Here is a 12011-nt window from a genome sequence, read left to right on the forward strand (position 1 = left end):
TGGTGCTAAATCGTCTCTTGGGATGCTGAGGTTATGCACTTCGATAAAGAGACGAATTAGCGCAAGGTGAAGGTAGCCAGTTTATAGAACGCAGACCTGTTGATGGCTGTGAAGTAAGCAACCTTCATAGTTTAATCACCCTTCACGGTTTTTGCGCTTTTCCAAGCTACCACACTGTTTTAACCCTTTTCACCACGTAGGTCGTGATAAGCGAAGCGCCATCCGACGCTTGAGGCGTGAGTCCCTCAACAGAGTTAAACTGGTTCAGGTGGCGAGTCCCTTAGCAGCGGTTAAACTGGTTCAGGTGGCGAGTCCCTCGGCAGCAGCTAAACCTGCTCATTTCACCTTGCGCAAAGGAAACGCACTCACTGCGTTCGTTGTCGTTAACCCTTTGCACTGTAGCGTCGATGATAGTGTGGCAGCTGCCATGTGAAAGTAGAACATCCTATTCCATAGCGGCTATTCCATAGCGGCTATTCCATAGCGGACCAATGCCCTTATTAAGAGAAAGCCCGATTCGAAAGAGTCGGGCTTTTTTGTGTTTGGTGCTAAATCGTCTCTTGGGATGCTGAGGTTATGCACTTCGATAAAGAGACGAATTAGCGCAAGGTGAAGGTAGCCAGTTTATAGAACGCAGACCCGTTGATGGCCGTGGAATAAGCAACCTTTTTAATCACCCTTCACGGTTTTTGCGCTTTTCCAAGCTACCACACTGTTTTAACCCTTTTCACCACGTAGGTCGTGATAAGCGAAGCGCCATCCGACGTTTGAGGTGTGAATCCCTCAGCAGCAGCTAAACCAGCTCACTTCACCTTGCGCAAATGGAATGACTTCGCTTCGCTCACTGTCATTAAACATTTGCACCTTAGCTTCGCTCATGTCGCTAACCTTTTGCACTATACTTCACCTTGCGCAAAGGAAACGTACTCACTGTGTTCGTTGTCGTTAACCCTTTGCACTGTAGCGTCGATGATAGTGTGGCAGCTGCCATGTGAAAGTAGAACATCCTATTCCATAGCGGCTATTCCATAGCGGACCAATGCCCTTATTAAGAGAAAGCCCGATTCGAAAGAGTCGGGCTTTTTTGTGTTTGGTGCTAAATCGTCTCTTGGGATGCTGAGGTTATGCACTTCGATAAAGAGACGAATTAGCGCAAGGTGAAGGTAGCCAGTTTATAGAACGCAGACCCGTTGATGGCCGTGGAATAAGCAACCTTTTTAATCACCCTTCACGGTTTTTGCGCTTTTCCAAGCTACCACACTGTTTTAACCCTTTTCACCACGTAGGTCGTGATAAGCGAAGCGCCATCCGACGTTTGAGGTGTGAATCCCTCAGCAGCAGCTAAACCAGCTCATTTCACCTTGCGCAAATGGAATGACTTCGCTTCGCTCACTGTCATTAAACATTTGCACCTTAGCTTCGCTCATGTCGCTAACCTTTTGCACTATACTTCACCTTGCGCAAAGGAAACGTACTCACTGTGTTCGTTGTCGTTAACCCTTTGCACTTTAGCTTCGCTCACTGTCATTAAACATTTGCACGAGCATTAGTTAAAGGTGTTTACACTTTGCAAGTAGGCTAGCCATCGCTTCTTTTTTTAGTTGCTTAGACTGAATGTATTCTTCACGAGTGCACTTCACTTTACCGTAGTAGTCTTTTTTGAGCATAGTTTCAGCTAATTGCATTTTAGGCTGATAGACTTTCCGGTAGGTATTAAGCACGGCTTTACCATCTCTGCCAAGCTTGGCTATCACAATACTAATGTCTTGCTCTGTGATTGGCTCGTCTTTCATCAATGCAGTGCGTATAGGCTCAATCGCCTCGTTGAATTCGGCCCTTCTATCCCTACCTATGTTAAGTCTATAGCCAAGCCAGGCGCCAATCACCATTCCAACTAAACAACCAACCAGTAACGCTAATAGTACTTTTGACATTACTAACCCTCATAGCAAGTCGTAAAGAAAATTACTCCTTGGCTACTAAGTTTAATCTGAAAATTCAGATGTCGCTTTTTAATTTCATTAATGACAAAAGTTGAACGTGGTATAGAAACATACAGATAAGTAACTCACTAAGTTGTGTCGGAAAATGTGTATGTGATAAGAGCACAAAAGAACAGTGAGTTCAGTTGCAAGGGAGCGTTATGTTTGAGTGTTATGCTTAGCAGACTTAGTGCATGACTGTTAAGGCTAATTGCAAAGGCAATGGCAGGCAAAATCACATGAGTTCACTTTGGGCTGAGATGACGAAAGAGCAGTATTTCCCAATGAATACTCGTCTAGGCTAAATAATCAACTCAGACTCATTTATTTAAACCCAAATTTTTAGTGCTTCTAAGTTCGGCATCAAAGGCACCGCTGCTAATTTATATTGCCATGATTGAACTACTGTAAGTAATTTTTCTTTGTATGGAACCAATAAATATAGAGCTCCACCGATAATGCATAATTGTATTAAACTTGCCCAAGGTGCACCCAGTGCTATTGGTTTTAACGCACTACCAAATGACGCTTTGATCTCGTTATTACTAATATCCACACTGTAGCATTCATCTAATATAAGGTGGGTTAGCATGCCTATACCAACAGAAAGAGATAATAGCACTGAAAACGACAATGACTTGCCAAGTAGTAGAGCTAAGTGTATAGAAATTAGCGAGCACATAAGCACAAATAGTAATGAGTGCATCGCGCCACGATGCACGGTTAAGCTTTCAAAAAGAGGTTTAACAATATGCATCAATACTGTATATACACATAGAGCGCTACCCCAAAGGGTTAGTAGCGAATCAAATTTGATCATTAATGGTAAGCCAATTGCTGCGCATAAAGAGAGTACTGAAAATAAACTATTTAGAGACCGTGATTTATCAGCGTCTAAGTCTGGCAGTAAGCCCGATAAGCTGCCTATGATAAATAGAATAAAAGTATCAAGGGGATTGGCAAGTGAGGTAGCTAGAACAGTAGAGCTAAAAGCAGCACTTGTGATTATGGACGATTGAAAATGTGTTTCAAAATTAGCCAATGTGAGCCTATATAATTTTGGTAAATAGTTGATTTACTTATTTGTTAATTTTATAGCAAGTTAGTCAAATTATATAGTGGTATTATTTTGTATGTGATCGATAATTGCTCTTGACAAAGCAGGGTACTATTTATTTTAACATTCCGGTTAAAAAAGGAAGGCATTGTGGAAGTTGGGATAAATATATTATCAATATAAAGTACTTATAACTATACGACTAACAGCTAAGCCACTTTTTATAATCCAGAAAGTATGCCAGTAATTTCACGCGGAAAAACTGAAAAGGCGAGTGAATAGAAAAATTATTCAAAGACGAATGATTCGCTTTTGTTGTGACTTATTCGGAAGAAGCGAGATAGCAACGTTGTATTCACAAAGTGATAAGGCTCAAGGCTTATCACTTTGTGAATATCAGCTTATTTAGGCTGGGCGTCGATAGATTGACCGTTTACACCAGACGAATCATCACTCATTAAGTATAAGTACGTATTCATTAGTTCTTCAGGTGTTTTTAGTGCATCTCTATCTTCACCTGGGAATGCAGAAGCACGCATACTTGTGCGGGTTGCACCTGGGTTAATACAGTTGATGCGTATATTGGTTCTGCCTACTTCACTGGCCCAAGTTTGCATCATACCCTCAGTTGCAAATTTTGAAATAGCATATGGACCCCAGAATTCACGCCCTTTGCGACCCACACCTGATGAGGTGAAAATCACGGATGCTTTTGGCGCTTTACGTAACAATGGAAACATATATTTGGTGATCATCGCTTGGGCTGTCACATTCACTTTCATAATGTTTTCAAACGTGGATACACAGAAGTGTTCAAGTGGCCCTAGTGAGCCTAATATTGAGGCATTATTGAGTAATCCATCTAGTTTACCAAATTGCTGCTTAATAGTGGCGGCTAAATCACGATAATTTTGCTTGGTCGCGCCGCGCATATCTAACGGCACAATAGCTGGCTTAGGATAACCATTGTTGACTATTTCATCGTATACACACTCTAATTTTTTAGTTGTTTTGCCAAGTAAAATAACGGTTGCGCCATGTTTTGCATAGGTAAGAGCCGCCACTCTTCCGATACCGTCACCAGCACCGGTTATTAAAATTGTTTTGTTCTTTAGGGCGTCTGCCGGGGCTTGATAATCGTGCATTTTTAACCTCAACTGGTAAATTTTTGGCATTTTATCACAAGTTATCGAATTTATTGTAAATATAGGTGGCGAAAGGCTACACTTTACGTTAAGTTTAACTGGTCTAATGTCTTATTAAAAACACAATTACATAGTTTTAACGAATTAGAGCACTAATAATAATAAGATTATGTCGGAGCCTATAAAATGAAAAAAATGCTACTCTCACTCGCGGTTTCTTCAGTCCTCGTTGGCTGTGGTGGCGGTGAAACATTAGAAGATGTAAAAAAGGAATCTACCCCAGTACTTCCCTCAGCGAGTATTAAATTTGATCCATCCAACAGTGTGATTTCTGTTCCTAACGATTTATTACTTAATGGTACAAAAGATGGCACCCTTAATCTTCCTGGTGAACTTGATCAAAACGGTAATGTAGCGCTTGCGCGTGCTAATTACGCATCACCTTCTTTGTCTCTAGGTGCGTTAGATGGCTGGTCAACGCAGATGCCTTATGTGATTAATTTGGATGTACCTGCTGGACACCCAATCAGTGCACAATCTGCAAGTGATCCTTCTTCGGTTCGAATATTTGAAGTTGTAATGGGCGCAGATCAAAGCGATGAGCAATGTAAGTCTGTTCCTGCGGGCATTGCTTGCCGTGTTGTTGGCGAACTGACCAACGGTATTACGGGCGATTTTATTTCAGTGCTCAATAGCACTAAAGATGGCATTGCCATTCAACCTCTTAAACCTTTCAAAGCGGGTAAAACTTACATTACAGTTTTAACTGACTCGCTAACAATGGAAGATGGGCGCTCGGTACAATCCTCGTCTACGTATACATTATTGCGTCAAGAGGCACCGCTGGTAACCGATACTCAGTTAAAGTTGCAGGCTGTGATTAGAAGCTACGAAAATGCAGTAACTTCTGAGGGTACTTTAAGTAAAGAAAATATTATTTACACCGCAGCGGCAACAATGCAATCGGTTGGCCCAGTTGTTGGCACGGTTAAAAAGTTGATGGCGGCAAGTATAGCGACTGGCAGTAACCCAAAGCTAGCTGTTCCTGAACAACCTATGATGACCGTGGCTGATGTGCTTGCTGCAGTTATTCCTGACCCACAAACAAGAGCGCCGTTCCAAGCGGTACAGTACATGCGCGGCAGTATTCAATTACCAATGTATTCAGCTAAACCGGCTACAAAAAACATCAGTAGTGCAGCAGATACCTACTGGCGTGCTCAGTGTGATAGTGCGGTAATGGTGCAAGGTTACAAAGCGGCGATAGGTGGTACACTTCCAGCACCTCAAGCAGACACAAATGACGCGGCATGTGCGGCTATGTCTGGCGGTGTATTGCGTGATTTTGGTTTAGATCAAACGCGCTTTTTAACTAAATACAACACTATCCCTCAAGTACAATGGTTGGCAAACGTACCAGTTCAAATTACTAAGCCTATTCCTCAAGCGTTAGGAATTGAAATGCCTGCGACAGGTTGGCCTGTTGTTATCCTTCAGCATGGTATCACAACGAGCAAAGAAGCAATGCTTGGTTTAACGCTTGCACTGAGTGCTCAAGGTTTTGCGACAGTGGCTATCGACCATCCAATGCATGGTGAGCGTGGCTTGGATATAGATGGTGACGGTATTGATGACTTCAATGCGACTTCAGGCAAAGGCTCAGTGCTGTCTTACATGAACTTAACGTCATTATTGGCTGCACGTGACAACTTACGTCAATCATCAGTGGACTTACTGGGTCTTCGTTTAGGCCTAAACTTTGTTAATCCTGCTCTGGGTTTAAATCCAACTCAAGTGAGCTTTGTTGGTCACTCTTTAGGCTCTATAGTTGCACCAAGCTTTATTGCTCATGCCAATCTACCACTAGACCCACAAGTCGATTCTTTGTTTAAAGTACAAAGTGCAGCGCTTGCTAGTGGTGGTAGTGGTATTGCAAGTTTCTTAGCTGAGTCGGAAGAGTTTGGTCCTTTTGTACAAGGCTCGGTATTACTTGCTGCGAATAACTTAGCAACGAAAGGGTTTGTTTCGTTTATTGCTACGGATGCGGTGTCACAATGTCCAGTGCCTGATGGCATTGAAGTTAATCCACAAGACTCAACTTACTTATCAGCGGTAGCGCCATGCGCATTTGTTTATTACACAAAACACTTAGCTGAGACGGGTGATACGCAATCTCTAGCAGCGATTAAGAGCATCATTCAGCAGTTTGTTTATGCAGCTCAAACAGCATTGGATAGCGCAGATCCGTTGAATTACGCAGGTTTAGTTCAAGCAGTGCAAACACCAATATACATGAGCGTGGTTACGGGCGGTGTTGATGGAAATAAAGCAGATACTGTCATTCCTCCAACAACAACAAATCCGCTTTCAGGCAGCACACCACTTGCTCGTATGATGGGACTGCAGACGGTTACCGAAACTCAAATGTCACAAACACCAATGAGCTATGTTGTTAACTTTAGCCAAGGTAACCATGGTTCAGTTGTTACTACGACATATCGCGAAAATGCCGGTGGTACGCAACAGGGTCATGCAATGGCAACGGTTGAAATGCAAACTCAAATTGTGTCTTTCTTGAAATCAAAAGGGCTCTATTTGCAGATTACTAACCCTGCGGTTATTGCTAATTGATTTTAATTGCTTCACTATTAAAAGCCGCTAATTAGCGGCTTTTTTATTGGTTTTAAATTAGATATCAGGGAGTCAATATTGGCATTTTTATTTGAATACGGTTTGTTCTTGGCAAAAGCTATCACAGTAGTATTAGCGATAGGTGCAATTATTGCCTTAATAGTCGGCGCAAGCCAAAAGCCAAAAAGCGAGTCAGGAGAAGTCGAGCTTAAAGACTTATCGGCGCAAATGGCGCAAACAAAAGAACGCTTTATCGAACAGGCATTGGACAAAAAGGCGTTAAAAGCGCATAAAAAGGCGCAAAAAAAGCATGAGAAGGAAGAGCCTGAGGGACGAATCTTTGTGGTCGATTTTGTAGGCAGTATGGATGCACACGAAGTAAAAAATCTACGAGAAGAGATCAGTGCCATTTTAAATATTGCTGACAAAAGCAAAGACCAAGTGCTGATTAACTTGGAAAGTGGTGGTGGAGTTGTGCATGGTTATGGGTTAGCAGCTTCGCAATTAAACCGAGTTAAGCAGCAGGGTCTACCTTTAACGGTGTGTATTGATAAAGTGGCTGCCAGTGGCGGTTATATGATGGCTTGCGTTGCTGATAAAATAGTGGCCGCTCCTTTTGCTATTGTAGGCTCCATAGGGGTAATCGCACAGATCCCTAACTTTAATAAGATTTTGAAGAAAAACGATGTCGATTTCGAGCAAATTACGGCAGGGGAATACAAACGCACCCTAACTATGTTCGGTGAAAATACTGACAAAGGGCGTGAAAAATTTAAAGAAGAAATTGAACATACTCATGGGTTGTTTAAATCTTTTGTGGCTGAACACCGCTCTAAGCTTGATATCTCTGAGGTAGCGACAGGCGAGCATTGGTTTGCGACACATGCAAAAACTTTTAATTTGGTGGATGAAATAAATACCAGTGATGATGTACTCATGTCGCTAGATAAAACGCACCAGTTGTATAAAGTGAGTTTTCGTAGCAAAAAAACGTTTGCTGAGAAAGTTGGGCTAGGTTTTAGTGCCGCTATTGAAAAAGTAGGGTTGTCTCTTTGGAGTAAATTAAACAACGCTCGCTTTTAAAGTTTGTTGATAAGCGCAACAGGCTAACAGCAAATAGATACATTTGAAAAAGCACTTGGAACGACCAAGTGCTTTTTTATTAAAGCGCATACGTGCTGATGATACGGTAAACCTCGTTGATATTGTCGCCAGCTTTAAACTCTTTGGCAATTGGAGTTGGATCTGAGCCGACCCAAATTTTTAGTTCAGAGTCTAAGTCGAAGTGACCAGCACTCTCTTTGCTAAACTTCGTGATTTTACTGTAAGGAATGCTCAATATTTCCACTTTAGAGCCTGTTACCCCTTGTTTATCAATGAGCAATAAGCGTTTATTAGAAAAAACAAACATGTCACGGATAACTTGGTAGGCTTTTTCAATATGTTCTCCCTCGACCAATGTATCATTCAGTAGCTTGTCGAGCTTTTCGTTATCCACTTCACTGGCGTTACCTAAAATACCGCTCAATAGTCCCATGATATTAATCCTTCTGGAATAGTTGATTCTCTAATGTATGGCCGTTGACCAATTGACGATACTGCCAGTTATTTTTATAGCAGTACTTAAGTAAGTGTATATCAAATTGATCATGGCTAGCCTGATATTCAATAATAAATTCTTTGTTCTGACTTTGTGACACGTAGAGTACGCCGCTAAGTTGTTTGAGCAGCTCCTTTGCATCTTTATATTGATCTTGCAATTGAAGGGTAAGGTACTTGCTACTACCCGTTTGTTCGTTGCGATTGTGAGTAGTCAATATGCCTTTATCTAAGTACAAAACATGGCTGCATAAACGTTCAAGCTCAGCTAAGTCGTGAGAGCTAAGAATAAAGCTCACGTCATCACTTAAAGAGGAAATCAGCGAGCGAATCTCTCTTGCATTAATAGGGTCAAGTCCCGCAGTTGCTTCGTCAAGTAAGACAATTTTGGGGTTGCCCAACAGAGCCTGTGCAATACAAACACGTTTTCTCATACCATGAGACAACTCGTTAATTTTTGAGTTGTGGTTCTCACTTAAACCAACAAGCTCAAGGACTCTTGTTGTATCTTGTAATGCCTCAACTTTACTCAAGCCTTGTAATAAACCGTAAAAGCATAGTTGCTTTTGAATAGAGAATCTGGGGTCTAATGTTGCATCTTGAGGTAGTGCGGCTAGCTTGCCAAACAAGCTTGGATGGCCAAGTGGTTGTCCGAGTATGCGTACCGTGCCGCTGTCTGGTTGCAGATATCCACACAGCACACTGAACAGCGTGGTTTTACCAGCGCCATTAGGGCCAACTAAAGCGGTGGTGGCTCCTGATTCAATGGTAAAGCTGACATTATTAAGGGCTTTTTTAGAACCAAAAGACTTAGATAAATGATTTACCTCTATTAAGGTGCTCATAGTGAACGTCTCCTAAATACAACAATGCTTAATGCAAGTAACGCGCAAGACTGAAGTAATGGGATCAGCCAGAGGGTAAAGGGAACGTTTGTTTGTGGGGCAATATCCATAAGTTGAACACCAGGGAACGCATAAAATAGCACATCGAGTAAAGGTAAGTAGCTACTTAAATAGGACAACAAAGCATTGCCTAAAGTAAAAAGCAGTATCGCAAGTACGATAGATAAGCGAGAAGAGCTACATATTAGGTTGAGTAAAGACATAAGAGCAATAAAAGGCATCGCAGTGAGGCTCAATTGACAAATTAAAGTAACTGCCAAGCCTAAGCCTGAAAGTGCCAATTCAGGGGCTCGATAAGCCATTACTATAGTAGTTGCCAATGCAGTTAGTGCGATCAAGCATATTATGATTATGAATTGACCGAAGAATCGTCCAAGTAGTAGCTCATCTCGTGTACTACGCAGGCTTAAAAACCGCAAAGTGCCTCTTTGTCTGTCTCCTACGGTTTGATCCGAGCAAACAAATAATGAAAATAGCGGAAAGCTGTACAGTGCAATAAGCCAGAATATGGCAAGTTCTGCTTGTGGCCAACTAACCAATTCGCGTAGTCCTATGTTTCCAGCAAGTTCTTGTGCTGCTTCAGAAAATTGTGGGCTACTCAAAAATGGCACGGCATGCCCGATGGGGTAACGTAAAATCATGAGCCAGACCATAGCAAAGGCTGCTAAGGCTAACAAACCACGTTTTGTTGCAAATAGGCGGGTAAGCTCAAAAAGAGCTAATTGCCACACTCTGTATATATTCATAGATTCTCCTTTGCCTTACACAATAGCTTGTAAAACAAAGGAGATAAACTGAAAATATGTTTCAGAGTGTGGCTATCTGTTACATTTAGAGTACTAGCTCATTACCAGCCACATTGACGGCCTTTGTTTTGCTCATCTAAATATTTTTGTAGCGGTGCAAAGTAATCTAAAATAGCGGTCGCATCCATCTGTTGCTTGCCAGTTACTTTTTCTAATGCTTCTTGCCACGGACGACTACTGCCCATCTCTAGCATGGCATTAAGCTTTTCGCCTGCTTCTTTAGACTTGTAAATAGAGCAACGGTGAATTGCTTCTTTGTTTCCCGCGGTTTCACACAATGCACGGTGGAAGTCAAACTGAAGAATATGAGCTAAAAAGTAGCGTGTATAAGGCACATTCCCTGGTACATGGTATTTAGCACCGGCATCAAAATCTGCTTCTGAACGATCAATTGGCGCTTGAATACCTTGATATTTCTCTCTTAAGTCCCACCAAGCTTGGTTGTATTGCTCTGGCGTAATTTCGCCAGAGAATACTTTCCAGCGCCATTGGTCTACAAGCAATCCAAACGGGATAAATGCAACTTTATCTAAAGCCATACGCATAAGGAGCCCAATGTCTTTCGACTCATCAGGCACCTGATCAAGTAAGCCTATTTTTTTCAAATATCCAGGTGTAACAGAAAGGGCGATAGTATCACCAATCGCTTCGTGGAAGCCGTCATTTGCGCTGTCTTGATAGAAGATAGGCTGCGCTTTGTATGCTCGTTGATAAAAGTTATGACCTAACTCGTGGTGAATTGTTGAGAATTCCTCGCCAGTGCGCTGAATACACATCTTGATACGAACATCGTCCTGATTGTCTAAATTCCATGCAGATGCATGACACTGTACGTCACGGTCGCGTGGTTTTAAGAATAATGAGCGTTCATAAAAAGTATCAGGTAAAGGTGCAAAGCCCATCGAGGTAAAGAATTTTTCTGCACCCTTAACCATATCCATTTCGGTATAGTTATGTTTTTCAAGTAGTTCAGTGACATCGTAACCTGGATCGGCATTTTCAGGCGCGACCACATCGTAAATGTTACCCCATTGCTGTGCCCACATATTACCTAACAAATGTGCAGGAATAGGCTGGTCTTGAGGCACTTTGTCTTCGCCATATTGCTCACCTAGCTTTGCTCTAACATGGCAGTGTAGTGCATTGTACAGCGGCTTAACCTGACCCCACAGTCTATCGAGTTCATTAGCAAAGTCATCAGCAGGCATGTCATACTTACTTCTCCACATTGCGCCAGTGTCTTTATAACCTAGCTCTTGTGCACCTTCATTTGCCAATACAACTTGTTTTTCAAACAGTGGACGCATTGGTTTTGAGATCTGGCGCCAGCCTTGCCATGCATCAAGTAACTCATTGTAGTCACGACTTGTTGCCATTTTGCTGGTTAAATCACCAAGACTTGCGCAATTATCACCATCTTTACAGTATTTGCCTTTTGCATATAGACCATCAAGTTCTGCAAGTAGCGATGCTAACTCAGCTGATTTTTCGGCATTTTGCGGCGCAGCCATTGTGAGAGACAGTTTAAGTTTATCCATTTTTCTACGAGTGTCTTCGCTTAGATCTGCTTTGTCAAAGCGAGCGGCTTCACTTGCTAAGCGCACAACCGTATCTGTAGATTCTTGGCCAACACTTGCTGCAAGGGCTGCAGTATCTTCGGTAACAAAGTTTGCGTAAATCCACTGTGCTCGGTTGCCTCTAATACTTAAATCTTCAAGGGTAGTTTGTGCATCAGCAAGGAATTTTTCAGCGTCTTTTTCAGTGACTGCTGGTGATGAAGCTGAAGTTGTATTACAGCCAGACAGAGAAAGTGCAGTCGCTACAACACAGGCTCCAAGGCTTAGTTTGAATAATGGTTTCATTTGATTATCACTTGTTGTTATTGA

The 12011-nt window shown here is 42.1% G+C and carries 9 protein-coding genes; 2 read left to right on the plus strand and 7 right to left on the minus strand.

The window, feature by feature from the left end; all coding sequences use genetic code 11:
* Positions 1–1550: 1550 nt before the first annotated feature.
* From HG263_RS00005 to HG263_RS00015, 3 genes are all read right to left on the minus strand, one after another.
* A complete protein-coding gene (locus HG263_RS00005; protein ID WP_171624046.1) occupies positions 1551–1934 on the minus strand; it encodes a hypothetical protein in 384 nt (127 codons plus the stop codon).
* Between the two features lie 376 nt (positions 1935–2310).
* Positions 2311–3024, minus strand: coding sequence for a metal-dependent hydrolase (locus HG263_RS00010; RefSeq protein WP_171624047.1), 714 nt, complete (start codon positions 3022–3024; stop codon positions 2311–2313).
* A 416-nt stretch (positions 3025–3440) separates the two neighbouring features.
* The gene (locus HG263_RS00015; RefSeq protein ID WP_171624048.1) at positions 3441–4184 is read right to left on the minus strand and encodes a YciK family oxidoreductase; all 744 of its coding nucleotides are present in this window, start codon (positions 4182–4184) and stop codon (positions 3441–3443) included.
* A gap of 186 nt (positions 4185–4370) precedes the next feature.
* On the opposite strand from HG263_RS00015, the gene HG263_RS00020 reads away from it, so the two are divergent.
* Together HG263_RS00020 and sohB are read left to right on the plus strand one after the other, a co-directional pair.
* On the plus strand, positions 4371–6815 hold the full coding sequence (locus tag HG263_RS00020; protein WP_171624049.1) for a VolA/Pla-1 family phospholipase: 2445 nt from the start codon (positions 4371–4373) through the stop codon (positions 6813–6815).
* A gap of 78 nt (positions 6816–6893) precedes the next feature.
* Positions 6894–7898, plus strand: coding sequence for a protease SohB (sohB, locus tag HG263_RS00025; RefSeq protein WP_171624050.1), 1005 nt, complete (start codon positions 6894–6896; stop codon positions 7896–7898).
* A 79-nt stretch (positions 7899–7977) separates the two neighbouring features.
* On the opposite strand, the gene HG263_RS00030 is transcribed toward sohB, so the two are convergent.
* The 4 genes from HG263_RS00030 to HG263_RS00045 all read right to left on the minus strand — a co-directional run bounded on the left by HG263_RS00030 (position 7978) and on the right by HG263_RS00045 (position 11987).
* A complete protein-coding gene (locus tag HG263_RS00030) occupies positions 7978–8352 on the minus strand; it encodes a PH domain-containing protein (RefSeq protein ID WP_171624051.1) in 375 nt (124 codons plus the stop codon).
* A 4-nt stretch (positions 8353–8356) separates the two neighbouring features.
* Positions 8357–9259, minus strand: a complete 903-nt coding sequence (locus HG263_RS00035; protein WP_171624052.1) for an ABC transporter ATP-binding protein — start codon at positions 9257–9259, stop codon at positions 8357–8359.
* Positions 9256–10065, minus strand: a complete 810-nt coding sequence (locus HG263_RS00040; protein ID WP_171624053.1) for an ABC transporter permease subunit — start codon at positions 10063–10065, stop codon at positions 9256–9258. Before HG263_RS00040 ends, HG263_RS00035 begins: the two co-directional genes overlap by 4 nt.
* A 101-nt stretch (positions 10066–10166) precedes the next feature.
* The gene (locus HG263_RS00045) at positions 10167–11987 is read right to left on the minus strand and encodes a M2 family metallopeptidase (protein WP_171624054.1); all 1821 of its coding nucleotides are present in this window, start codon (positions 11985–11987) and stop codon (positions 10167–10169) included.
* Positions 11988–12011: the final 24 nt, after the last annotated feature.

Source organism: Pseudoalteromonas caenipelagi (assembly GCF_013140855.1).
GTDB lineage: Bacteria > Pseudomonadota > Gammaproteobacteria > Enterobacterales > Alteromonadaceae > Pseudoalteromonas > Pseudoalteromonas caenipelagi.

Excerpts from the sequence above, each read along its gene's own strand:
- HG263_RS00005 (WP_171624046.1), bottom strand. The coding sequence starts at position 1,934 with ATGTCAAAAGTACTATTAGCGTTACTGGTTGGTTGTTTAGTTGGAATG.
- HG263_RS00015 (WP_171624048.1), bottom strand. The coding sequence starts at position 4,184 with ATGCACGATTATCAAGCCCCGGCAGACGCCCTAAAGAACAAAACAATT.
- HG263_RS00020 (WP_171624049.1), top strand. The coding sequence starts at position 4,371 with ATGAAAAAAATGCTACTCTCACTCGCGGTTTCTTCAGTCCTCGTTGGC.
- HG263_RS00030 (WP_171624051.1), bottom strand. The coding sequence starts at position 8,352 with ATGGGACTATTGAGCGGTATTTTAGGTAACGCCAGTGAAGTGGATAAC.
- HG263_RS00035 (WP_171624052.1), bottom strand. The coding sequence starts at position 9,259 with ATGAGCACCTTAATAGAGGTAAATCATTTATCTAAGTCTTTTGGTTCT.
- HG263_RS00040 (WP_171624053.1), bottom strand. The coding sequence starts at position 10,065 with ATGAATATATACAGAGTGTGGCAATTAGCTCTTTTTGAGCTTACCCGC.
- HG263_RS00045 (WP_171624054.1), bottom strand. The coding sequence starts at position 11,987 with ATGAAACCATTATTCAAACTAAGCCTTGGAGCCTGTGTTGTAGCGACT.